Source organism: Stenotrophomonas sp. YJH_SMC_110, assembly GCF_059369255.1.
In genome coordinates, this window is sequence record NZ_JCAFSM010000009.1 from 105,613 (window position 1) to 128,230 (window position 22,618).

Annotated in this window: 19 protein-coding genes; 12 read left to right on the forward strand and 7 right to left on the reverse strand. The window is 68.1% G+C overall.

The genetic code is table 11. The features are described 5' to 3' along the window. Positions 1-42 precede the first annotated feature (42 nt). Positions 43-1,647, forward strand: a complete 1,605-nt coding sequence (locus AC5P6H_RS16365) for an OpgD/OpgG family glucan biosynthesis protein (RefSeq protein WP_346601358.1) — start codon at positions 43-45, stop codon at positions 1,645-1,647. Between the two features lie 409 nt (positions 1,648-2,056). Here AC5P6H_RS16365 and AC5P6H_RS16370 read toward each other — a convergent pair whose 3' ends face one another. Genes AC5P6H_RS16370 through AC5P6H_RS16380 form a run of 3 tightly spaced genes read right to left on the reverse strand, consistent with a single transcriptional unit; the run spans position 2,057 to position 4,126 of the window. Further along, positions 2,057-2,677 carry a thymidine kinase gene (locus AC5P6H_RS16370; protein ID WP_008264720.1) on the reverse strand — a complete coding sequence of 207 codons (621 nt, stop codon included), beginning with the start codon at positions 2,675-2,677 and terminating at the stop codon, positions 2,057-2,059. Positions 2,678-2,686: 9 nt separating this feature from the next. Next, the gene (locus tag AC5P6H_RS16375; RefSeq protein ID WP_032962363.1) at positions 2,687-3,415 is read right to left on the reverse strand and encodes an SEL1-like repeat protein; all 729 of its coding nucleotides are present in this window, start codon (positions 3,413-3,415) and stop codon (positions 2,687-2,689) included. Positions 3,416-3,454: 39 nt separating this feature from the next. Next, entirely contained in the window at positions 3,455-4,126 is a 672-nt protein-coding gene (locus AC5P6H_RS16380; RefSeq protein ID WP_126411559.1) for an SEL1-like repeat protein, read from the reverse strand. Between the two features lie 99 nt (positions 4,127-4,225). On the opposite strand from AC5P6H_RS16380, the gene AC5P6H_RS16385 reads away from it, so the two are divergent. Together AC5P6H_RS16385 and AC5P6H_RS16390 are read left to right on the forward strand one after the other, a co-directional pair. Next, positions 4,226-6,202: a UvrD-helicase domain-containing protein gene (locus AC5P6H_RS16385; RefSeq protein WP_241887671.1), complete on the forward strand. Its 1,977-nt coding sequence runs from the start codon at positions 4,226-4,228 to the stop codon at positions 6,200-6,202. An 84-nt stretch (positions 6,203-6,286) separates the two neighbouring features. Continuing rightward, complete coding sequence (locus AC5P6H_RS16390; protein ID WP_032962369.1) at positions 6,287-6,811, forward strand: GNAT family N-acetyltransferase; 525 nt, start codon at positions 6,287-6,289, stop codon at positions 6,809-6,811. Between the two features lie 131 nt (positions 6,812-6,942). Here the strand turns inward: AC5P6H_RS16390 and AC5P6H_RS16395 are convergent, their stop codons facing one another. After that, on the reverse strand, positions 6,943-7,593 hold the full coding sequence (locus AC5P6H_RS16395) for a DUF480 domain-containing protein (protein ID WP_197605506.1): 651 nt from the start codon (positions 7,591-7,593) through the stop codon (positions 6,943-6,945). Positions 7,594-7,694: 101 nt separating this feature from the next. Between AC5P6H_RS16395 and AC5P6H_RS16400 the strand changes: the two genes are divergently transcribed. The 5 genes from AC5P6H_RS16400 (at position 7,695) to plsB (ending at position 14,286) form a co-directional block, all read left to right on the forward strand. Further along, complete coding sequence (locus AC5P6H_RS16400) at positions 7,695-8,618, forward strand: 5'-nucleotidase, lipoprotein e(P4) family (protein WP_032962372.1); 924 nt, start codon at positions 7,695-7,697, stop codon at positions 8,616-8,618. Next, the gene (gene pyrF, locus AC5P6H_RS16405; protein ID WP_014645451.1) at positions 8,615-9,340 is read left to right on the forward strand and encodes an orotidine-5'-phosphate decarboxylase; all 726 of its coding nucleotides are present in this window, start codon (positions 8,615-8,617) and stop codon (positions 9,338-9,340) included. The genes AC5P6H_RS16400 and pyrF overlap by 4 nt, the downstream gene beginning before the upstream one ends. Before the next feature lie 218 nt (positions 9,341-9,558). Next, positions 9,559-10,380, forward strand: a complete 822-nt coding sequence (locus AC5P6H_RS16410) for a S1 family peptidase (protein WP_032962376.1) — start codon at positions 9,559-9,561, stop codon at positions 10,378-10,380. Between the two features lie 316 nt (positions 10,381-10,696). Further along, positions 10,697-11,650, forward strand: a complete 954-nt coding sequence (locus AC5P6H_RS16415) for a hypothetical protein (RefSeq protein WP_014645453.1) — start codon at positions 10,697-10,699, stop codon at positions 11,648-11,650. Next, positions 11,650-14,286: a glycerol-3-phosphate 1-O-acyltransferase PlsB gene (plsB, locus tag AC5P6H_RS16420; RefSeq protein ID WP_032962379.1), complete on the forward strand. Its 2,637-nt coding sequence runs from the start codon at positions 11,650-11,652 to the stop codon at positions 14,284-14,286. Before AC5P6H_RS16415 ends, plsB begins: the two co-directional genes overlap by 1 nt. A gap of 87 nt (positions 14,287-14,373) precedes the next feature. Here the strand turns inward: plsB and AC5P6H_RS16425 are convergent, their stop codons facing one another. After that, complete coding sequence (locus tag AC5P6H_RS16425) at positions 14,374-14,577, reverse strand: YdcH family protein (RefSeq protein ID WP_032962381.1); 204 nt, start codon at positions 14,575-14,577, stop codon at positions 14,374-14,376. A gap of 91 nt (positions 14,578-14,668) precedes the next feature. Here AC5P6H_RS16425 and ttcA point away from each other — a divergent pair, with 91 nt between their 5' ends. From ttcA to AC5P6H_RS16440, 3 genes are read left to right on the forward strand one after another with little or no spacing between them, the layout of a single operon-like run. Then, positions 14,669-15,589 carry a tRNA 2-thiocytidine(32) synthetase TtcA gene (gene ttcA / locus AC5P6H_RS16430; protein WP_197605510.1) on the forward strand — a complete coding sequence of 307 codons (921 nt, stop codon included), beginning with the start codon at positions 14,669-14,671 and terminating at the stop codon, positions 15,587-15,589. Positions 15,590-15,625: 36 nt separating this feature from the next. Next, positions 15,626-16,531 carry a recombination-associated protein RdgC gene (locus AC5P6H_RS16435; RefSeq protein WP_005411825.1) on the forward strand — a complete coding sequence of 302 codons (906 nt, stop codon included), beginning with the start codon at positions 15,626-15,628 and terminating at the stop codon, positions 16,529-16,531. 59 nt (positions 16,532-16,590) lie between these two features. Continuing rightward, positions 16,591-17,370, forward strand: coding sequence for a M48 family metallopeptidase (locus tag AC5P6H_RS16440; RefSeq protein ID WP_032962385.1), 780 nt, complete (start codon positions 16,591-16,593; stop codon positions 17,368-17,370). Between the two features lie 321 nt (positions 17,371-17,691). Here the strand turns inward: AC5P6H_RS16440 and AC5P6H_RS16445 are convergent, their stop codons facing one another. After that, entirely contained in the window at positions 17,692-18,558 is an 867-nt protein-coding gene (locus tag AC5P6H_RS16445) for a methylglyoxal synthase (protein ID WP_049404244.1), read from the reverse strand. A gap of 166 nt (positions 18,559-18,724) precedes the next feature. Here AC5P6H_RS16445 and AC5P6H_RS16450 point away from each other — a divergent pair, with 166 nt between their 5' ends. Further along, a complete protein-coding gene (locus AC5P6H_RS16450) occupies positions 18,725-21,133 on the forward strand; it encodes an ATP-binding protein (RefSeq protein ID WP_053496117.1) in 2,409 nt (802 codons plus the stop codon). On the opposite strand, the gene AC5P6H_RS16455 is transcribed toward AC5P6H_RS16450, so the two are convergent. Further along, positions 21,119-22,564: an FAD-dependent oxidoreductase gene (locus tag AC5P6H_RS16455; RefSeq protein ID WP_032962391.1), complete on the reverse strand. Its 1,446-nt coding sequence runs from the start codon at positions 22,562-22,564 to the stop codon at positions 21,119-21,121. The genes AC5P6H_RS16450 and AC5P6H_RS16455 overlap by 15 nt on opposite strands. Positions 22,565-22,618: the final 54 nt, after the last annotated feature.

A 22,618-nucleotide genomic window follows, 5' to 3' on the forward strand; every position in this document is an offset into this window, starting at 1 on the left:
CCTATGATGGCCGACCTTCCTCCCTGTGCCTGACGCGCCTGCATGCAACGACGCGACTTCATCCGCAATGCCTCCCTCGCCCTGGCTGCATTCGGCCTGCCGTCCCTGCCCGCGTGCGCGGCCAGCAGGAGCGGCCAGATGGGCCTGCGCCGCCTCGGCCAGCCGCAACCGTTCGACTTCGCCACCCTGAAGGGCCAGGCGCGCGCGCTGGCGCAGGCGCCCTACAAGAGCCACAAGCGGGTGCTGCCGGGCCGTCTGGAAGGACTGGACTGGGACCAGTACCAGTCGATCGGCTACCGCCAGGACCATGCGCTGTGGGCCGACCAGCCCGGCAAGTTCCAGGCCAAGTTCTTCCACCTGGGCCTGTACTTCCATTCGCCGGTGCGCATGTTCGACGTGGTCGACGGCAAGGCGCAGGAGCTGGCCTATGACGGCGCGGCGTTCAACTACGGCAAGAGCGGCATCAAGGATGGCGAGCTGCCGGCCGACCTCGGCTTCGCCGGCTTCCGCCTGAACACCCGCAAGGACACTGACCGCGACTTCGCCGCCTTCCTCGGCGCCAGCTACTTCCGCGCGGTCGGCAAGGAAGGCCAGTACGGCCAGTCCGCGCGCGGCCTGGCGATCGACACCGGGATGGGCAAGCCGGAGGAATTCCCGGATTTCATCGCCTACTACCTGGAACAGCCATCGGCTGATTCGGACACGATCGTGGTCTACGGCCTGCTGGATTCACCCAGCGTGGCTGGCGCCTATCGCTTCGCGATCACCAATGGCGACGTGCTGCTGATGGACATCGACAGCGCGCTGTACCCGCGCAAGCCGATCGAGCGGCTCGGCATCGCACCGTGCACCAGCATGTACCAGGTGGGCGAGAACGACCGCCGCATGGCATGGGACTGGCGCCCGGAGATCCACGATACCGATGGCCTGTCGCTGTGGACCGGCGCTGGCGAATGGATCTGGCGGCCGCTGCTGAACCCGCGCAACCTGCGCTTCAACATGTTCGTGGACCGCAACCCGCGCGGCTTCGGCCTGCTGCAGCGCGACCGCAATTTCGACCATTACCAGGACGACGGCGTGTTCTACGAGAAGCGCCCGTGCCTGTGGGTGGAGCCGAAGGGCGAATGGGGCGAGGGCTCGGTGCAGCTGGTGGAGATTCCCACCGTGGACGAGACGTTCGACAACATCGTGGCGTTCTGGAACCCGAAGGAAAAGCCGCAGCCGGGCCAGGAGCTGCTGGTCGGCTACCGCCTGTACTGGGGCGCCGAACCGCCGGTGCGCCCGCCGCTGGCGCACTGCGTGGCCAGCCGCACCGGCCTGGGCGGTGTGGTCGGCAAGAAGCGCGAGTACTTCAGCTGGCGCTTCGCGGTGGACTTCGAAGGGGGCGAGCTGGCCAGCCTGATCGACAAGGGTGAGGTCGAGGCGGTGGTGGAAGCCAGCCGTGGCCGGGTCGAGATCGTGTCGGCGCGCCCGCTGCGCGAGATCAACGGCTATCGCGCGATGTTCGACCTGGTGCCGCCGGAAGGCAGTACCGAGCAGATCGACATCCGCCTGTTCCTGCGCAGTGGTGGCAAGACGCTTACGGAAACCTGGCTGTACCAGTACACCCCGCCGCCGGCGGGTGCGCCGGAGCGCACGCTGTACTAAGAGAGGGTTGGGTTTGCAGGGCTTGCAGCCCTGCACCTGCAGACATCAACGTCAACGTCAAAAGCGGGCATTCCGTGGGACGGCGGGGTGGGTCCGGCGGCGGGAGACGCCGTAAACCCGTCCCTGGGGGCTTGGTCGCGGCATCCATGCCGCGAACACTCCCGCCACCGGACCCACCCCGCCTTCGACAGATCGCCGCGATCTGTCGGAATTGCTCATGGGGTCAGATCCGTTTTACGAAGGAAAACGGATCTGACCCCGGAATCTCACTCGATATCTGACAGATGTGTCGACCAAGGTCGACACCCACCCACACCGCCCCGCCATCCCGCAGAATGCCGCTTTGGCTTTGGCCGTTGCCGTTGCGTTGAGCAGGTGCAGGGCTGCAAGCCCTGCAAAAGAACACCCCTTACAGCGGCAGCGGCGCCTGCGCCGGGTCGATCCGCCCTTCGCCGCGGGTGATCTTCTTGAACTCCGCACGGCTGACCGACACGTAGCGATCGTTGCCACCGATCTCCACCTGCGGCCCGTCCTGCACGGCGTGGCCATGCTCGTCCACGCGCACGGTCATGGTCGCCTTCTTGCCGCTGTGGCAGATGGTCTTGATCTCCTGCATCTCGTCGGCCCAGGCCAGCAGGTACTGGCTGCCCTCGAACAGCTCGCCGCGGAAGTCGGTACGCAACCCGTAGCACAGCACCGGAATGCGCAGCTGGTCGACCACTTCGCTGAGCTGCCAGACCTGGGCGCGGGTCAGGAACTGCGCCTCGTCCACCAGCACGCAGCCCATCGGGCCGTTGGCCGCCAGATCCTGCTCCACCCAGCGCTGCAGGTCGGTATCGCGGTCGAAGGCCATGCCATCGGCGCGCAGGCCGATCCGCGAGGCGACCACGCCGGCGCCGGCACGATCGTCCAGGCGTGGGGTCAGGATCGCCACCCGCATGCCGCGCTCGCGGTAGTTGTGTGCGCTCTGCAGCAGGGTAGTGGTCTTGCCGGCGTTCATCGCCGAGTAGTAGAAGTAGAGCTTGGCCATCGGCCAATTCTAGTCGCCACCCGGCCCGCCGTCGCGGATCTGCTGCGGTGCACCGATCTCGATGCTGGGCGCAAGCGCTGGCCGCCAGTAGTTGTCCTGCAGGCACCAGTAGTCGGCGGCCTTCCAGTAGTCGTTGTCGTAGACGATGTTGCCTGGTGTTGCGATGCCCTGCTCGTCGCCGCGGCGCTGCACGACGACCAGGGCCGAGCTCACGTAGCCGACGCGGCTGCCGGTGATCTGCCGGCGCCCGTCGCTGAGCGCCCGTTCCATGCGGGGCTTGGCTACGCGGTCGCCATAGTCGGCGTATACCTGTTGGCCGCGCTCGATCGCCTGTGCCTGCTGCAGCGGATCAAGGCGTGCCCAGTAGTGTTCCCGCAGGACCAGGAAGTCGTGGTACATGCGCTCGGCGGCCAAGTCCATCCAGATGTAGGCCATCACCGGGTCCGGCGCAGTGCCGATACCCTCCTGGTACAGCCTTGCCACCATTGCCTGGGAGAACTTGTCGGCGTAGCGTGCCGAGCGTTTGTAGTAGACCAGGGCCCTGGCGGGCTGTTTATCCTGTTCGGCCCGTTGGGCCATGCTTCGCCAGAAGAGGTCCGGGTGCGAATCGAAAAACCCTCCGGTCAGGACGGTGGGCGGAATCCGTCGCGGGGCCTCAACCGGACATTCCTTTGCGGCGACGGCAGCGGCCGTCGACAGAAGCAGCAACAGGCAGAGTGGAGCGTGTTTCGCCTTCATGATCGCCCTCCTGGCCATGGCCATGGAAAAAAACCAACGTCATCGCCCCGACTTCGCCAACGCCTCGTCCTGCCATTGCCGGTAGGCCACCGGATCCCAGTAACGGGCCAGTTGGTGCTTCTCCGGTTGCAGCACGCGCGGCCCGGCATCGCCGCGGCCCTGGCTGCGCATGGCGCCGCTCCAGCCGGCGCGGCTGCCGGTCTGCTGCATGCTGCCGACGCGCAGTTCGCGTTCCAGCCGCGGTGTGGCGGCGGGGTCACCGAACTCGGCGTACAGCGCGCGGCCCTCGCGCACCGCGCGCTCGCGTTCGTCGGCGGACAGCGCCTCCCAGAAGCGTTCGCGCTGCACCACCAGCCACTCGGTGCCGCGCTCGGCCGCCAGGTCCATCCACGCGTAGCCCAGGGCGCGGTCAGCCGGGCCGCCTTGCCCGTTCCAGAGCATGTCGGCCAGCGCTGCCTGTGACAGCTTGTCGCCGTAGCGCGCGGCATTGCGGAAGTCGATGCGGGCTTCTTCGTGGCGGCCCCGTTCGCGGGCCTGCATGCCGAGCCCACGGAAGCGCAGGTCCGGATGGTAGACGAGGAACTCGTGCGACTGCAGCACGATCGCTTCATAGGCATCCGTGCGCGGCGGCGGGCCGGACCCGGCCGCAGGCAGGGCCAGCAGGCCGAGCAGGGCGGCCGCAAGCGGACGGGCGATGACAGTCGGGGACATGGACCACGCTCCTGTGTTCCGGTGCCGATTCAATACCTTACGGGCGGGCGCCATGCAAGTCAGGTGGGCCTGCCGGCACCCCGCTACAATCCTGTCCCCATGCACGGTCTGAATCCTCCCCAAGCTGCCGCGGTCCTGCACATCGAAGGCCCGTTGCTGGTGCTCGCCGGCGCCGGCAGCGGCAAGACGCGCGTGATCGTGGAGAAGATTGCCCACCTGATCGGCTGTGGCCGCTACCCGGCCCGCCGCATCGCTGCGATCACCTTCACCAACAAGTCGGCCAAGGAAATGCGCGAGCGCGTGGCCAAGCGCCTGCGCGAGCAGGACGCCGACGAGGTGACCATCTGTACCTTCCATGCGCTGGGCCTGAAGTTCCTGCAGATCGAACATGCCGCCGTGGGCCTGAAGCGCGGTTTCTCGATCTTCGATGCCGATGATGCCGCCGCGCAGATCAAGGACCTGATGTACGGCGCCAAGCCCGATGACATCGAGGACATGAAGAACCTGGTGTCGCGCGCGAAGAACGCTGGCCTGTCGCCCGAACAGGCGATGGCCGCCGCGCGCAGCAACCGCGAGAAGGAAGCGGCCAGCGTCTACGAGCGCTACCAGCTGCGGCTGACCGCGTTCAATGCGGTCGACTTCGACGACTTGATCCGCCTGCCGGTGCAGATCCTGGAAGAGAACCCGGAGATCGCGCTGGCCTGGCGCGAGCGCATCGGCTACCTGCTGGTGGACGAATGCCAGGACACCAACGACGCGCAGTACCGCCTGCTCAAGCAGCTGGCCGGTGAGAAGGGCAACTTCACCTGCGTCGGCGACGATGACCAGTCGATCTACGCCTGGCGCGGCGCCAACCCGGAAAACCTGCAGCAGATGGGGCGCGATTACCCCACGCTGGAAATCATCAAGCTGGAGCAGAACTACCGCTGCTCCAACCGCGTGCTGCGCGCCGCCAACGCGCTGATCGCCAACAATCCGCATGAGCACCTGAAGAAGCTGTGGAGCGACCAGGCCGACGGCGAACGCATCCGCGTGTGGGAATGCCGCAACAGCGAACATGAAGCGGAGAAGGTCGCCGCCGAGATCGCCTTCGTGGCGCAATCGCGCAACGTGCCGTGGAGTGACTTCTGCATCCTGTTCCGCGGCAACTTCCAGTCGCGCCCGCTGGAAAAGGCGATGCAGCTACTGCGCATTCCCTATCACCTGACCGGCGGCACCATGTTCCTGGAGCGCCAGGAAGTGAAGGACACGCTGGCCTGGCTGCGCCTGCTGGTGAACCCGGACGACGACACCGCGTTCATGCGTGCGGTGCAGTCACCCAAGCGCGATGTCGGTGCCGGCACGCTGGCCAGGCTGGCCGAACTGGCGCAGGAGAAAGACATGCCGATGGCGCATGTGGCCGAAACCATCGGTGCCCTGCAGCAGCTCCCACCGCGCGCGGCCAACAGCCTGGCGCGCTTCACCGACATCCTGCGCGACCTGCGTGCACAGATGCGCCAGGTGACGTCCGGCGACATGATCCGCAAGGTGGCCAAGGAATCCGGGTTGCTGAGCGAGCTGCGCCAGCAGGCCAAGGAAGAGGCCAGCTACCAGCGCCGCGCAAACAACATCGAGGAACTGGCGCAGTGGTTCGAGGGCGGCCCGCGCGGTGCAACCGCCGCCGACCTGGCCGGCCAGCTGGCGCTGCTGTCGCGCAGCGACAAGGACGAGGGCGGCAACCAGGTGCGCATGATGACCATGCATGCCTCCAAGGGCCTGGAGTTCCCGTACGTGTTCATCGTCGGCTGCGAGGACGGCGTGCTGCCGCACCAGGTCAGCCTGGACGAGGGCAACCTGCAGGAAGAACGTCGCCTGCTGTACGTGGGCATCACCCGCGCCAAGATCCAGCTGTGGATGAGTTACAGCAAGCTCACGCGCAAGTTTGGCGAGCACGTGCGGCTGAAGCCGAGCCGGTTCTTCGATGAGATCCCGGCCGAGGAGATCCAGCGCGACGGTGCCGACCCGGTGGCGGATGCGGCGCGGAAGAAGGAGCGGGCGAGTGCCGGGTTGGCGGCGATCGAGGCGTTGTTCGATTGACCGGGGCCGGACCGCTTCCCGATGGGAAGGGATCCGATCCCAGCTCACGGCTCTACAATCGGTTTTTCCATTGGAGGTCTGCGCGTGCATCCGATTGAAAGTGAACGCCTGCGCCTGCGTGCGATCGAACCTGATCGCGATGCGGTGCCGATGCTGGCGCTGTTGAACGATCCGGGTTTCCTGCGCTTCATCGGCGACCGTGATGTGCGCAGTGAGGCGCAGGCGCGGGAGTACATCGCGCTGCGGGTGCTGCACAGCTATGCGTTGAACGGGTTCGGCATGTATGCCATCGAGCGCTTGTCCGATGGTGCCTGGCTGGGCAACGCCGGGCTGGTGCGGCGTGATGGCCTGCCGGGGCCGGATATCGGCTATGCGGTGCTTTCGGAATTTGCCGGGCAGGGCTATGCCGGCGAGGCGGCGCGGGCAGTGTTCGCGCATGCACGCGGAGCGCTGGGCCTGCACGATCTGTATGGCATCACCGACCTGGACAATGTGGTGTCCGGAAAGATCCTGCTGGGCCTGGGCATGCAGGAACGCGGGGTGATCCAGCTGCCGGGCGTGGACAGCCCGAGCCGGCTGTATGCCACGCCGGGCGCGGCCGAGGTTTGATCATAGTGGGTGCCGACAGTTGGTCTGCACTGCATCGGCAGGACATCCGGTAGTGCCGGCCGCTGGCCGGCAACCCGGGATAGCACTGGGGTCAGAGCCCGCCTTGCGGGATCCGACCCCAGTAGATTGCCTCAACCGCGCAGTTCGGCCAGCTGTGCCTGCAGCTCGGCCACGGCCGCTTCCAGCTGGGCCACGCGCTCGGCCAGGCCCGGGTGGGCCGCATCGCTGCTGCCGCTGCTGCTGGCGTACTTCGCCGCCAGCGCCGCGCCATCCACCTCGCCGCACAGCAGGTGCATGTAGCGGTCTTCGCGCTGGCCACTGGCACGCGGCAGCACCACCAGCAGGGCACGCTGCTGCAGGCGCTCGATGGCATGGCGGGCTTCGTCGGTGTCGGCGAAGCGGTGCAGGCGCTCGCTGCGCGTGACCAGCTCGCCCAGCGTCTGTGGACCGCGCAGCAGCAGCAGCGCCAGCAGCACGGTCTGCTGCCGGGTCAGGTCCAGCGCGGCCTGCAGGCGGTGTTCGTAGCGATCGGCGCGCGAGGAGAAGTGCTGGCGGGCCAGGCCCAACGCCTCCAGCTGGCGCAGCGCGTGCTGCACGCTGCCAGCGTCCACGTTCATCACCGGCTCGCGCGCGGTCTTCTGGTTGGCCGCCGATTGGGCCGCGTTGACCGTCAGCGGGTAGGTGTCCGGGGTGGTCGCCTCCTTCTCCACCAGGCAGCCCAGCAGGCGGGCCTGCACGGCGTCGAGCAGGGGGACGTCAGGGGTCTGGGCGGAATCGGTCATGGCGGCCTCCGGAAGGGCAACGGGTCAACCGCCAAGCATAGCCGTCCCGGGGCCGGCTTTGCCGGTAAAATGCGCCGGTATATCTGATTGCCGGTGAATCCATGCGTCGTCCCGTTTCCCTGTCCCTGACCCTGCTCGCCACTGCGGCGCTGGGCCTGTCCGCCTGCAAGCGCGTGGAGGCGCCCGCCGCCGAAGCCGCGGCCCCGCAGGCGCCCGCTGCCGCCGCCAAGGCCGACGGCGCGCTCGATGCCACCGCCAACGACAACCTCAACGCAGTGCTGTGGATGCAGCGCGCGCAGGAGTACAGGGCGATCACCGAGCAGACCTACCGCGCCGCCGCCGACCACCTGGATGCGGCGTTGAAGGAAGCCCACTGGGATGCGCTGGTGCCGGAAGAGCGCGGCAACGACGCCAAGGGCCTGAAGCCGGCCGTGGTGCTGGACGTGGACGAGACCGTGCTGGACAACTCGCCCTACCAGGCGCGCCTGGTGCGCGACGGCAAGGAATACGACGAACTGACCTGGGACCAGTGGGTAGCCGAAAAGAAGGCCAAGGCGATCCCGGGCGTGGTCGACTTCGCCAAGGCCGCCAATGCCAAGGGCGTGACCCTGCTCTACATCTCCAACCGCGCCGTGCACCTGAAGGACGCGACCCTGGCCAACCTGCGCGAGCAGGGCCTGCCGGTGGCCGACGACAGCGTGTTCCTTGGCCTGGGCACGGTGGTGCCGGGCTGCGAGCAGGCCGGCAGCGAGAAGAACTGCCGCCGCCGCCTGGCAGGGCAGAAGTACCGCGTGCTGATGCAGTTCGGCGACCAGCTGGGTGACTTCGTCGAAGTGACCGCCAACACCAACGACGGCCGTGACGCGCTGCTGCAGCAGTACCACGACTGGTTCGGCGAGCGCTGGTGGATGCTGCCGAACCCGACCTACGGCGGCTTCGAGCCGGCGCAGTTCAACAACGACTACAGTCAGTCGCGCCAGGCCCGCCACGACGCCAAGCGCGCCGCCCTGGACTACGCCCCGTGAGCCGCGCACCGCTGCCGTTGCGCGCCGATGAGCGCCTGATCTTCGCGCTGGACGTACCTGATCGCGTGCAGGCACTGGACTGGGTCGATCGCCTTGGTGACAGCGTGGCGTTCTACAAGATCGGCATGGAACTGCTCGCCTCCGGCGAGTACTTCCAGGTGCTGGACGAGCTGGCCCGCCGCGACAAGCGCGTGTTCGTCGACCTGAAGTTCTTCGACATCCCGGCGACCGCTGCAGCGGTGATCAAGCGCCTGTCGCAGTGGCCGGTCAGCTACGCCACCATCCATGGCTGGCACCCGGCGATGATGGAGGCCTGCGCGGCCGCCAACAGCAGCGACATGCGCCTGCTGGCGGTGACCGTGCTGACCTCGATGGGGCGCGCCGATCTGGCGCAGATGGGCGTCGACCGCGAGCCGGTGGACGTGGTGGTCGAACGCGCGTTGGCCGCCCAGGCAGCGGGCGTCGATGGCGTGATCGCCTCGGGCCAGGAGGCTGCACCGATCCGTGCCGCGACCGGTAGCGGGTTCTCGATCGTCTGTCCGGGTATCCGTCCCGGTGGTCCGGTCGGCGATGACCAGAAGCGCACCGTTGGCGTGGCCCAGGCCTTCGCCGATGGCGCCGACGCCATCGTGGTCGGACGCCCGATCCGCCTGGCGGCTGATCCGCAGGCCGCTGCGCAGGCAATCCAGCAGGAAATCGCGTCGGCTCTGGCTGCACGCTGAGCCCACCGCTGACGCCGGTCACGCCGGCACCACGAACGCCATTCCGATCCATGCGGGATGGCGTTCGCAATTGTTGACCTGCGACTGTCGCAGGCAGCGCATTGCACCGAAACTGTGCGCGCGTTCGCGCTGCAGGCTTCATCCCTGCTTCCCAATCGATGCACCGGCACGGACCGCGGCCGCGCCGGTTCCAACCATTGATAGAGGAGTACAGGGATATGTATCGCAGCACCTCTTTGTTCATCGGCCTGTTGTTGGCCGCGTCCGCCGTACCCGCCTTCGCTGCGCCACAGGTGCGCGAAGCACCGCGCATCATCGGCGGTGAAGCAGCGCCGGCTGGCGAGTACCCGTTCATGGTCAGCATCCAGGGCATCTTCGACGGTGATTCGGATCATGACCGCCACTTCTGCGGGGGCACCCTCATCTCGCCTTCGTGGGTGCTGACCGCCGCGCACTGCATGCAGGGGGAAGCGCCGGGCGGCATCGCCGTCGTCGGCAACGCCGCGGCCCTGTCCACCGAAGCCTCGCCCCGCGCCTCCAACGTCAAGGCGATCCACGTCCATCCGGCATTCAACAGCGGCAACTCGCTGGAGCACGACGTGGCCCTGATCCAGCTCAACGCCCCCCTGGACGGTGCACAGCCGGTGGCGCTGCGGCTGCGGCCCGACGCCAGTTATCTCAAGCCGGGCCGCGAATTCACCGTGATCGGCTGGGGCGACACCGACATCGGCGATGGCCGGGTCTACCCGACCCAGCTGCAGACCGTGCAGGTGCCGTTCGTGGCATTCGATGAATGCCAGCAGGCTTACGGCGGGGAACTGTCGCGCGGCAAGGTGATCTGCGCCGGCCGCGAGGGCATCGACAGCTGCCAGGGGGACTCCGGCGGGCCGCTGCTGCTGCGCCTGCGTGAGGGCTGGACCCAGTTCGGCATCGTCAGCTGGGGCGAGGGCTGCGCGCTGGCCGGCTATCCGGGGATTTATGCCCGAATCGCCGAAAAACACGCCGTAGATTTCATTGAATCCGTCTGGCAGCACGATTGATTCAATAAAATCAAATACATATACGGCATTACGTGAAGTGTTGCCTTAACTTGAAGGGCAGCGTAGGATCGCCGCCATCCGGTCCTCGGACCGGACATGTGCCACAACACTGTCCTCCGGCCCCGTGCCGGTTTGAAGAGCCTGTGATCCCCGTGATCCGGGCTCTTTTTTTATCCCGCTGGTGGTTCTGGGGTCAGATCCCTTCTGCCTGCCGGCAGAAGGGATCTGACCCCCTTGGTTGGAAACGTGACCGCCCGGCTTGCCGCTGTCACGTCGCAGGCCGCAAGATGCGGGCCGGTCCGGGGAGTCCGAGTGCATGAGCGTGGCGGTGCGAGGAAGGTCTGCGCGTGGATGGGGGCTGGCGGCGATGCTGCTGCTGGCCGTTGCGGCATGCCGCGAGTCTGTGAACGATCCGGCCAGGCCGGCGGCCGAGCCGGTGGCTGCGGTGCAGGCGATGGCGTTGCGCCTGGCCGAAGATGATCTGGTCGGCTACGCAAAGCTGTCGGTACCGCCAGGCCAGTATCAGCGGCTGCAGCAGGCCTGGGCGGAGGGACACAGCCAGTGGCCGCTGACCGAGCTGCCGCTGGGGGACCAGCTGCTGCCGATGCTGGCCGCGCTGCGCAAGCCCGATGCCAGCACCGAACTGCAGCGCAGCTTCGACCGCCAGCTGGCCGGCCAGGCCAGCGCCGTGCGCCAGGCCGCGCAGTCGATGGGCAATTTCGGGGTGCAGTACCTGCGCCATCAGAAGGGCTACACGCCCGGCCAGCAGGCCCATTACATCGCCCTGGTCGAAACCCTTGCTGTCTGGGCGCAGGGCGCGCCGATCAGTGACCGCGCCCGTGCACGCAGCACCATCGCCGCGCTGGTCGGCGCGGCCGGCAAGGTCGGCTTCGATGACGAGGCTGGCCTGCAGGCGGCTGGCATGGAGGGCAGCCTGCAGCAGCTGGCGCCGTTCATCCACACCCTCAAGGCGGTGCTTGGCAGCTACGGGCTGGGCGTGGATGACGCGCTTCGCAGCGTACGGGGCGAGCTGCTCTCGGTGGAAGGCGACAATGCGCTGGTACGCCTGCACTACGACCTGGCCGGCCGCGAGATGAGCCTGCAGCTGCCACTGAGCCGGCGCGAGGGCCACTGGTACCTGACCCGTACCCTGGCCGACACCGACGCGCTGCTGCGCAAGGCCGACGCGGCCCGCGCGGCTGCGTCGCCGGCAGCCGCTGAAGCCCCCGCCGAAGGTGGGGAAGCGGCAACGCCGCCGCCTAAGCCATAATGGCGCCGATGTCGAAACAGAACCCGCTGCCGTTCCCCGGCGAAGAATCCCAGTCGACGCCCGCCGATACGGTGCCGGCGTCCCCCTCGACCGGTACCGGCCCGAACCCGGTACCGCCGCCCGCGCACGCGCGTCCGGCCGGCCGCCGCCCGCTGTGGGCTCGCCTGCTCGGCCGCCTGGTCGAGCCGTGGCTGTCGCTGAAGATCGAACCGGAAGACCCGGGCCAGTACAACGATGGCCGCCCGGTCATGTACGTGCTGGAAGACTACGGCCTGTCCAACGCGCTGATCCTGGACAAGGCCTGCCGCCAGGCCGGCCTGCCGTCGCCGCTGGTGCCGCTGGCCGGTGACCCGACCGGCCGCAAGCGCGCCTACCTGGCGCTGTCGCGGCGCAGCTCCAGCAACTCGCTGATTCCCGAGCAGCGCGGCGCCAAGACCCACTCCGACTCGCTGGCCAAGGTCCTGCAGGCGCACCGCGTGCGCGATGACCTGGACGTGCACCTGGTGCCGGTGTCGATCTTCGTCGGCCGCGCCCCGGACAAGCAGAGCGGTTGGTTCGCGGTGCTGTTCTCGGAAAACTGGGCACTGGTCGGCCGCTTCCGTCGCCTGCTGGCGGTGCTGCTCAACGGCCGCAGCACCATCGTCCGCTTCGCCCCGCCGATCTCCCTGCGCAACACCGTGGATGAAGGCCTGGAGCCGGAGCGCACGGTGCGCAAGCTGCAGCGCGTGCTGCGTACGCACTTCCGTCGCATCCGTGAATCGGTGATCGGCCCCGACCTGTCGACCCGGCGCCTGCTGGTGGACCAGGTGCTGGCCGCCGAGCCGGTACGCGAAGCGATCGCCGCACAGGCCAAGCGCGACAACTCAAAGCCGGCCGATGCCTGGAAGAAGGCACACGCCTACGCCTGGGAAATCGCTGCGGACTATTCCAGCCCGGTAGTGCGCTCGGCCAGCTTCATGCTCAGCCACGTGTGGAACCGCATCTATGCGGGCGTGCTGGTGCACCACCTGGACAAGTTCAAGGCCGCCGCGCCGGGGCACGAAGTGGTCTACGTGCCCAGCCACCGCAGCCACATGGACTACCTGCTGCTGTCCTACCTGCTGTACGACCGTGGCATCGTGCCGCCGCACATCGTGGCCGGCATCAACCTGAACCTGCCGGTGGTCGGCACCCTGCTGCGCAAGGGCGGTGCATTCTTCATCCGCCGCTCGATCCGTGGCAACGCGCTGTACTCGGCGGTGCTCAGCGAATACGTCGCGCAGCTGGTGGCCGGCGGCTACTCGCTGGAGTACTTCGTCGAAGGCGGCCGCTCGCGTACCGGCCGGCTGCTGCAGCCCAAGGGCGGCATGATCTCGATGACGCTGCGCGCGTTCCTGCGCCAGCCGCGCAAGCCGGTGCTGTTCCAGCCCATCTACATCGGCTACGAGAAGCTGATGGAAGGCGGCAGCTACCTGGACGAACTGTCCGGCCGGCCGAAGGAGAAGGAATCGATCTGGTCGCTGCTGTGGGGCATCCCCAAGGTGCTCAAGCAGAACTACGGCCAGGTGGTGGTGAACTTCGGCGAGCCGATCGCGCTGAACGACGTGCTGGCCGAGAAGGCGCCGGAGTGGAAGGGCGAGGCGGTGTCCGAGGACGAAAAGCCGGCCTGGCTGTCGACCACGGTGGACACGCTGGCCGAACGCATCCAGGTGCGCATCAATGGCGCCGCCGACGTCAACCCGATCAACCTGCTGGCGCTGGCCCTGCTGTCCACGCCGAAGCACGCGATGGGCGAGGCCGACCTGATCGCGCAGATCGAACTGTGCAAGACCCTGCTGGTCGAGATGCCGTACTCGGACCGGGTGACGGTGACGCCGCACTCGCCGGAGCGGATCATCGCCCACGCCGAGGAAATCAACGTCCTCACCCGCATCAAGCACCCGCTGGGCGATGTGCTCAGCGTCAGTGGCGACACCGCAGTGCTGCTGAGCTACTTCCGCAACAACGTGGTGCACCTGTTCACCGCCTCGTCGTGGGTGGCCTGCTGCTTCCAGAACAACCGCCGCATGAGCCGCACCGGCCTGGTCCAGCTGGGCCGTACGGTGTACCCGTTCCTCCAGGCCGAGCTGTTCCTGCCGTGGAGCGAGGACGAGTTCGCCCAGCGCATCGACCGGACCATCGATGTGTTCGTGCGCGAGGGCCTGCTGCAGAACGTCAACGATGACGACGGCGGCATCCTGGCGCGCAACACCGGGCAGACCGACGAGGTGTTCCGCCTGCGCGCGATCGGCCATTCGCTGCAGCAGGCGTTCGAGCGCTATTACATTGCCATCTCGGTGCTGGTGAAGAACGGCCCCGGCGTGCTCGGCGCTGCCGAGCTGGAAAGCCTGTGCCAGCAGGCCGCGCAGCGGCTGAGCCTGCTCTATGCGCCGGCCGCGCCGGAGTTCTTCGACAAGTCCCTGTTCCGTGGCTTCATCCAGAAGCTGCGCGAACTGCGCCTGGTGTGGCCGGACGAGAACAGCAAGCTGCTGTTCGACGAGCGCCTGGATGCCTGGGCCAAGGATGCCAAGTTCATCCTGGGCCGTGAGCTGCGCCACACCATCGAACGGGTCAGCCCGGAAGCGGCCCGCCCGGACGAGCCTGCGCCGCAGGATTGAAGGCAGCGCCGGCCATGCGGTGGGTGTGGACCTTGGTCCACACCTCCCAGCCGTGCCAACCAAGGTTGGCACCCACCAGGACGGTCTTTAGGCCGGCTCGTCGGGAATCTGCAGGCTTTCCAGCCTGGCGATGCAGTCCTTCAGCTGCAGCTTGCGCCGCTTCAGGCGCTTGGACTCCAGCTCGTCCTCGCCGTTGGCGGCCATGCGGGTGATCTGTTCATCCAGCAGGCGGTGCTCGGCGCGCAGGGCGACGAGGCGCTCGACGATCTCGGCGGGGCTGTAGGTGTCCACAGCCTCCGAGCATACACAGCGATGATGACCGCCGGGAGAGGGGAATCCCGATCCCCGGCCGGGGCGGCTCCGAGCCGTTAGAATGGAACCCATGAGTGCCGTGATTTCCCTTCCCGATCCCCCACCGCGCGCCGCCCGCGATCCGCGCGTGGCCGAGCGCGAGCAGCACAAGCTGGCCAAGCGCCTGCGCCGCCAGGTCGGCGAGGCGATTGCCGACTTCGGCATGATCGAGGCCGGCGACAAGGTCATGGTGTGCCTGTCCGGTGGCAAGGACAGCTACACCCTGCTGGACGTGCTGCTGCAGCTGCAGAAGAAGGCGCCGGTGCCGTTCGAACTGGTGGCGGTGAACCTGGACCAGAAGCAGCCGGACTTCCCCGAGCAGGTGCTGCCGGAATACCTGGCAGGCCTGGGCGTGCCGTACCACATCATCGAGCAGGACACCTATTCGGTGGTCAGCCGGGTCATCCCGGAAGGCAAGACCATGTGTTCGCTGTGCTCGCGCCTGCGTCGTGGCGCGCTGTACAACTACGCCGAGACCCACGGCTTCACCAAGATCGCGCTGGGCCACCACCGCGACGACATGGTGGCCACGTTCTTCATGAACCTGTTCCACCACGCCAAGCTGTCGGGCATGCCGCCGAAGCTGCGCAGCGACGACGGCAGGCACGTGGTGATCCGGCCGCTGGCCTACGTGCGCGAGAGTGACATCGTCGAGTACGCGCAGGCACGCCGGTTCCCGATCATTCCCTGCAACCTGTGCGGCAGCCAGGAGAACCTGCAGCGCCGCCAGGTCGGCCTGATGCTGAAGCAATGGGAAAAGGACCACCCGGGCCGCATCGAGCAGATCGCGCGCGCCATGGGTGAAGTCCGGCCCTCGCAGCTGGCCGACACCACCCTGTTCGACTTCATGGCGCTGGGCCGTCGCGACGACGCGCCGCTGCCCGACGCCCATGCCTGGCTGGCCGGCTCCCCGGCCGACGCCGACGCAGATCCCGAGACGCCCACCGTTTAAGGTCGGGCGCCCTTCCTCTTCGCCATCCGGAATTCCATGTTCTTTCGCAACCTGACGTTCTTCCGTTTCCCGACCACCACCGATTTTTCCGAAGTCGACACCCTGCTGCCGCACGCCCTGCTGAAGCCGGTCGGCGCGCTGGAAATGAATTCGCGCGGCTTCATCTCGCCGTTCGGCCGCGAGGAGAAGGAACTGCTCTCCCACCGCATCGCCGAACACCTGTGGCTGACCGTGGGCGGCGAGGACAAGATCCTGCCGGCGGCGGTGGTCAACGACCTGCTCGAGCGCAAGCTGGAGGAGATCGAGGAGAAGGAAGGCCGCCGCCCGGGTGGCCGCGAGCGCAAGCGGATGAAGGACGACCTGCTGCATGAACTGCTGCCGCGCGCCTTCGTGAAGTCCTCGCGCAATGATGCCTTCATCGACCTGCAGCACGGCTACGTGGCGGTGGATACCTCCAGCCGCAAGACCGGCGAGTACTTCATGTCCGACATCCGCGGCCTGCTCGGCAGCTTCCCGGCGATGCCGCTGAACGCCGAAGTCGCACCGCGTTCGATCCTGACCGGCTGGATCGCCGGCGAGCCGCTGCCGACCGGGCTGAGCCTGGGCGAAGAGTGCGAGATGAAGGATCCGGTGGAAGGCGGCGCCGTGGTCAAGTGCCAGCACCAGGAACTGCGCTGCGACGAGATCGACAAGCATCTGGACGCCGGCAAGCAGGTGACCAAGCTGGCGCTGATCTTCGAGGACAACCTGTCCTTCGTGATCGGCGACGACCTGATCGTGCGCAAGCTGAAGTTCCTCGACGGCGCACTGGACCAGCTGGAGCATGCCGACGAAGACGGCCGCCGCGCCGAGTTCGACGCCCGCTTCGCCCTGCAGAGCGCCGAGATCCGCCGCCTGTTCCTGTTGCTGGAAGAAGCGTTCAAGCTCAGCAAGGCTGACTGAACAGGCACCCTGTGGGCCGCCGGTCATCCGGCGGCCCGAAGCAGCGCTATGCTGGGCGCATGAGCCGTCTGCTGCGCCGCCTGATCAGCCCGACCCCGCCCGCTACCGTGCAGCGCGACACCGTTCGCCTGCGCCTGGAGGATGCCGAGATCGAGGTGCTGCGCGTGCGCGATCCGCGCGCGCGCCGGATCAAGCTGAGCGTGGACGAGCGCGGCGCACGGTTGACGCTGCCGCCGCGGGCCAGCCTGGTGATGGGCGAGCGATTCCTGGAACAGCACCGCGACTGGTTGGCGCTGCAGCTGCGCCAGTACCAGAGCCAGGGCCTGCCCGCCCCGTTGCAGCCGGGCGAGGACGGCGTGCTGCCACTGCGCGGCGACCTGTTGCCGCTGCGCTGGCAGGAAGGCCGCTATGCGCGGCTGGAGATCGACGAACACGGCGCCTGCGTGCAGTGGCCGACCCGTGCCGGCGATGCCACCCTGCGCCGCCTGCTGCGCGAGTTCTACGAAGCACAGACCCGCGCCGATGTCGGCCGCTGGCTGCCGAAGTACCTGCCCACCCTGCCACGTGCACCCAGCCGCCTGCGGCTGAAGGTGATGTCTTCGCAGTGGGGCTCGCTGGCGCCGGATGGCAGCATGGCACTGGACCTGGCACTGGTGCTGGGGCGCCCTGAAGCATTCGAGTATGTGCTGGTGCACGAACTCTGCCACCTGATCCAGCCGAATCATTCGCCCGCGTTCTGGCACGAAGTGGAACAACGTTTCCCCGCGTGGCGCGAGCAGCGCGACTACTTCCAGCTGGAAGGGCGCAGGCTGAAGGCGATGCTTCGCCAGCTGCTGTAGAGCCGATGCTCGGCTGACGCGCGTGGCGCGGATATCCAGCCCTCGCGATCGACAGCAGCCGAGCATGGCTCGGCTCTACAAAAGCGCGCGCAGCGCGCGACCCGCTCCTGCTCTTCCTTCTTCCTTCCGTGATGGGCACACAGGAAACTGTCCGTGGCCGGGCGGGGTGGGTTGCGCAGGGGCGTGAGCCGCATGGATGCGGCGACCGAGCTTACAAAGGACGTACTTGCAGCGACCCCTGCGCAATCCACCCCGCCCGGCCGAGCACGGCTTCTGATTTGAACGACCCACCACGAGGGGCTCAGCCGTTGGCCGAAACCCTCACCCCGCCCGCAACGCCGCCGCTGCCGCCCAGCGTGCCGCCACCCGCGGCGCCGTGATGCACACCGCCTGGTCGGTCACCGTCGTCACCGCGCGCTCCAGCAGCTGGATATCGGCCTCGTGCTGGCGTGCCACATGCGGGTCCTCGAAGAAGATCGCGCGCTGGCAGCGCCCCTCCAGCACCCGGTCGGCAATCTGTGCATCGCCGCCCATCGGGCCACTCTGGTAACGCGTCACCCACGGCGTATCGCTGGGCCAACCCCGGCTCCAGGCCAGCTCGTTCAAGCGCTGCCCGGTGGTGCCCGTCGCAACGCGTTGGCCAAACCGGGCCAGCACATCGAAGTACTCGTCAGCGAAGGCCAGCATCGCCGGCTTCATCGCATCATGCGCGATCAGCGCCAGCGTCTGCCCCTGGAAGGCATGCAGGTCGTCGGCACCGGTGTCGGCAGCCAGCCCGGCGTGGATGCGCTCCACCTCGATCCAGTCGCGTGCAGTGGCCACGGTCGAAATGAACGGCTTGCCGTGGATCACACACTGCCGCTTGAGCGCGGTTGCTTCCGGAAACACCGAGGACGGATCGACCGGGTCGATCAGGTAGATCGCACCGTCCAGTGTCCGCTCCGGCCCCATGCCGACCACTTCGGCCACCAGCTTCATCAGGCCTCCCTCGCGGCCGTAGGGATACCGGTGCAGGCCGCCGTAGCCGGCCAGGAATCCCTGCCGTTCGATCGCATCGTGGGTGCGCCCGACCGCATGCAGTGACGCCCCCAGTTCGCGCAGGCCTGCCTCGCTGGCACGCAGCCAGCGGAACAGCGCCGCGCGCGCATCGTGGTGATGGAGACGGTTGGCGGCCAGGCCGATACGCATCGAGCGCTCCGTAGGACGGGTAGAAGCGGCAGTGTATGTCGGCATTCGCCGATGCGGATGCTTTTCCAATTTTTCTCATTGTCGCGGAAGCCTGCCTCGCTAGCGTGGCTGGCAGCGGTACCGCTGCGCGGCCGTGGTTCCTGCCCGCGAAATGAGGACGTCTACCGTGAATGTCGCCGGCCGCCGCGCCGTCGCCGCCGTCATGGCATCGCTGTTGCTGCCCGGCATCGCCGCTGCATCCGGTTGTACGGGCCCCCTGCAGGTGGCATGGCGCTCCGACCGGCCGCCCCTGTCATACAGCCAGCAGGGCGAGGTTGCGGGACTGGCCGCGGATTACCTGCCGCTGCTGGGCATGCAGGCGGCGCAGCATGCGAAGCCGTTGCCTGCGACGGTACTTACCGAGGGAGCACTGCCGGCCGGCACCCAGGTGCTGCTGGGCTGGCCGCGCGCACAGCTGCCGACAGGCTGGGTGGCCAGCAGGGCCTACCTGGAGGTGCCGCAGGTGATCGTGCGGCGCGAGGGCGCCGCTGCGGTGCTGGGGCTGGAGGGCCTGCGTGGCCGCAGCGTGGCCAGCCCGGACCGGCTGCCGCTGGAGCCATTGCTGGCCGAGCAGGCCCCGGGGGCGCAGCTGCTGGCCCCTGCGCCGCTGGACCACGCGCTGTCACTGCTGCGTGCCGGGCTGGTCGACGCCGTGGTCGCCAATCTCGCTGAACTGGAGGCCGCGCTCCGCGCGGAGCCAGGTGATGCTGTGGTGATCGCGGCACCCGCAGGCTTCGGCGATGCACTGGTACTCGCGGCCGTGCCGGCCTGTGCCGAGGTGGTCGCTGCTTTCGACCAGCGGCTCCTGCAGGAGAGCGATGCACGTCGCGCGTCGAGCCGCAGCGCCTGGCTGCCGGACCGGCCACGCGCGCGGCTCACCGGTTCGGCGCTGCGCTGGCTGGTGCCGGCGTCGCTGATCCTGCTCGCGCTCGTGCTGCTGCATGCCTTCGGCTACTGGCGCGTGCATCGCGAGAGCGTGCGCCGCCGCGTGCTGGAGCAGCGGTTGCACGACGTCACCGCGAACCTGCCGGCGGTGGTCTACCAGGCCCGCCGTTCGGCAACCGGCCACTACAGCCTGGCGCAGATCGCCGGTGACGTGCAGGCGTTGTTCGGCGTAAGCGTGGAGACTGCGCGGATCGACCATCTGCAACTGCTGGCCGCGGTGCATGCCGACGACCGCAGCCGGGTGATGGCGTGCATCGAAGCGGCCGCGCTGGTGCGCGGTCCCATCGACGTTACGTTCCGCACCCGGTCGGCGCAGGGCTGGCGCTGGGTCCGCTCACAGGGACGACCGCTGCAGTGCGATGACAGCAGCGTGGAGTGGAGCGGCTACTGGTTGGATGTCAGTGAAGCACAGGCGCGTGCAGTAGCGCTGGCCGAGGCGCGCCGCGCGGCCGAGCAGGCGGCGCTGGCCAAGAGCCATTTCCTGGCGACCATGAGCCACCAGATCCGCACGCCGATGAGTACCCTGCTGGGCATGCTGGAGCGATTGGCTGCCAGTGACCTGGATGCGGGCCAGCGGCAGGTGCTGACCACCGTGGGTGATGCCGCGCAGATGCTGCGGCAGATCCTGGACGATGTGCTGCACAGCCAGCGCCTGCAGCCAGCGCCACTGCAGCTGCGGCCGACCGATCTTGCGGCGCTGGTGCGCGCGGTGCAGCAGCTGTTGATGCCCGTCGCGGCCAGCCGCGGCCTGCACCTGCACAGCGAGATCGACCCCATGCTGCAGCAGTGGTCGCTGGCCGATGGGCTGCGCCTGCGCCAGGTCCTGTTCAACCTGGCCGGTAATGCACTCAAGTTCACTCTGCAGGGAAGCGTGGTGCTGCAGGCCCATGTGCTGCAGCAGCGCGATGGCGGGCAGCGGTTGCGCCTGCAGGTGACCGATACGGGCGTGGGCATCAGCATGGAGCGGCAACAGGCGGTATTCGCTGCCTACGAGCAGGCCGAGACCTCGACCACGCGCCGCTTTGGTGGCAGTGGGCTGGGCCTGTCGATCTGCCGCGAGCTGGCGGCATCGATGGGGGGCCAGCTGCACCTGCGCAGCGCGCCGGGCAAGGGAACCACCGTATGGCTGGAACTCGTGCTGGCGGCCTGTGCGGCACCGACGGTGGTACCGGTGCTCACGACGGCCGTGCAACGGCCGCTGCCGCCGGCGCGGGCACTGGTTGTTGAAGACCATCCGACCAACCTGCAGTTGCTGGTGCAGCGCCTGCGCGAGCTGGGGCTGCAGGTACACGCCTGCGACGACGGCCAGCAGGCATGGGAGGCCTGGCAGGCGCAGCCCTTTGATCTGGTCATCACCGACTGCCATATGCCGCACATGGACGGCTTCGCGCTGGCACGGGCGATCCGTGGCGATACCTGTGCCATCCGTGCGCAGGTGCCGATCGTCGCGCTGACTGCCAGTGTGCTGGAACGCACACGCGAGGCCTGCCGTGATGCGGGCATCGACCATTTCCTGGCCAAGCCGGTGGCGCCGTGCGAACTGCGCGCGCTGCTGGAGGAGCTGCTGTTGCCGGACTCAGTGCGCCAGTAGGCGGACGATGCTGGCAGCGGCATCGCGGCCTTCGGCCACGGCGGTCACCACCAGGTCTGCACCGCGTACCGCGTCGCCACCGGCGAACAGGCGTGGATGCGCGGTCTGGAACGGCAGGCGGTCCTTGCCCCCGGCGACGATGCGGCCGTTGGGCTGGCCTTCCACCCCCAGGTCCGCCAGCCACGCCGGCACGCTCGGCGAGAAGCCGAAGGCGATGATCACCACGTCCGCTTCCAGCAGGGATTCACTGCCTTCGATCGGCACGGCGTTCTGGCGGCCATTGGCATCGGGTTCGCCCAGCCGGGTTTCGACCACGGTCACGCCGATCACTTCATCGTCGGCGCCGGCTTCGATCGACAGCGGTTGGCGGTTGAACAGGAAGCGCACGCCCTCTTCGCGCGCATTGGCCACTTCGCGAGCGCTGCCGGGCATGTTGGCTTCGTCGCGCCGGTAGGCGCAGGTGACCTTGGCCGCGCCGAGGCGCACCGCGCTGCGCACGCAGTCCATGCCGGTATCGCCACCACCGAGCACCACCACCCGCTTGCCGTTGAGGTCGGGCAGGGCGATGGTGTCTTCCCAGCCGGCAATCGGCCGGCCCTTCGGGTCATCGCCGCCGACGATGCGGCTGTTCTGCACCAGGAACGGCAGCGCCGGCAGCACGCCCTTCAGGTCCTGGCCGTCGAGGCCACCATCGGTGTAGCGGTAGGCGCCGGTACCGATGAACACCGCATCGTGGGTGTCCAGCAGCTGCTGCACGCTGAGGTCGCGGCCGATCTCCACGCCGAGGCGGAACTGCACGCCCATGCCCTCCAGCACGTCGCGGCGCCGGTGGATCACGTCCTTGTCCAGCTTGAAGCTGGGAATGCCGAACTGCAGCAGGCCGCCGATCTGCTCGTAGCGGTCATAGACCACCGCGGCAATGCCGGCGCGGGCCAGGCGGTCGGCGCAGGCCAGGCCCGCGGGACCGGCCCCGATCACCGCAACGCTGCGGCCGGTCGGCTGCACCGCGCCCAGGTCAGGGCGCCAGCCGCTGGCCAGCGCGGTATCGACGATGTATTTCTCCACCGCACCGATGGTGACCGCACCGAACTCTTCCAGCGTGCAGCTGCCCTCGCACAGGCGATCCTGCGGGCAGACCCGGCCGCACACCTCCGGCAGCGGGTTGGTGCTGTGGCACAGCGTGGCGGCTTCGTGGATGCGGTTCTCCTGCACCAGCTGCAGCCACTGCGGAATGGCGTTGTGCACCGGGCACTTCCAGCTGCAGTACGGGTTGCCGCAGTCCAGGCAGCGGCCCGCCTGGTACTGGGCGTCCTCCTTGCCGAACTTTCCGTACAGCTCGCCCCAGTCGCCGGACGTGCGCAGTTCCACCGGGATGCGCTGCGGCATGGTGCGGGGCAGGTCGAGGAACTGGAAGGCGTGCTTGCGGCTCATGGCGGGCTCTGGAATGCGGGGGGGAACGTTGCCGGCCAGCGGCCGGCACTACCG

Bases quoted from the DNA above. Each gene is read 5' to 3' on its own strand.
- AC5P6H_RS16365 (WP_346601358.1), top strand. From the start codon at position 43: ATGCAACGACGCGACTTCATCCGCAATGCCTCCCTCGCCCTGGCTGCA.
- AC5P6H_RS16440 (WP_032962385.1), top strand. From the start codon at position 16,591: ATGAGCCGTCTGCTGCGCCGCCTGATCAGCCCGACCCCGCCCGCTACC.
- AC5P6H_RS16380 (WP_126411559.1), bottom strand. From the start codon at position 4,126: ATGTCCCCGACTGTCATCGCCCGTCCGCTTGCGGCCGCCCTGCTCGGC.
- AC5P6H_RS16385 (WP_241887671.1), top strand. From the start codon at position 4,226: ATGCACGGTCTGAATCCTCCCCAAGCTGCCGCGGTCCTGCACATCGAA.
- AC5P6H_RS16455 (WP_032962391.1), bottom strand. From the start codon at position 22,564: ATGAGCCGCAAGCACGCCTTCCAGTTCCTCGACCTGCCCCGCACCATG.
- AC5P6H_RS16435 (WP_005411825.1), top strand. From the start codon at position 15,626: ATGTTCTTTCGCAACCTGACGTTCTTCCGTTTCCCGACCACCACCGAT.
- AC5P6H_RS16370 (WP_008264720.1), bottom strand. From the start codon at position 2,677: ATGGCCAAGCTCTACTTCTACTACTCGGCGATGAACGCCGGCAAGACC.
- AC5P6H_RS16445 (WP_049404244.1), bottom strand. From the start codon at position 18,558: ATGCGTATCGGCCTGGCCGCCAACCGTCTCCATCACCACGATGCGCGC.
- AC5P6H_RS16415 (WP_014645453.1), top strand. From the start codon at position 10,697: ATGAGCGTGGCGGTGCGAGGAAGGTCTGCGCGTGGATGGGGGCTGGCG.
- AC5P6H_RS16410 (WP_032962376.1), top strand. From the start codon at position 9,559: ATGTATCGCAGCACCTCTTTGTTCATCGGCCTGTTGTTGGCCGCGTCC.
- AC5P6H_RS16395 (WP_197605506.1), bottom strand. From the start codon at position 7,593: ATGACCGATTCCGCCCAGACCCCTGACGTCCCCCTGCTCGACGCCGTG.
- ttcA (WP_197605510.1), top strand. From the start codon at position 14,669: ATGAGTGCCGTGATTTCCCTTCCCGATCCCCCACCGCGCGCCGCCCGC.
- AC5P6H_RS16400 (WP_032962372.1), top strand. From the start codon at position 7,695: ATGCGTCGTCCCGTTTCCCTGTCCCTGACCCTGCTCGCCACTGCGGCG.
- AC5P6H_RS16375 (WP_032962363.1), bottom strand. From the start codon at position 3,415: ATGAAGGCGAAACACGCTCCACTCTGCCTGTTGCTGCTTCTGTCGACG.
- plsB (WP_032962379.1), top strand. From the start codon at position 11,650: ATGGCGCCGATGTCGAAACAGAACCCGCTGCCGTTCCCCGGCGAAGAA.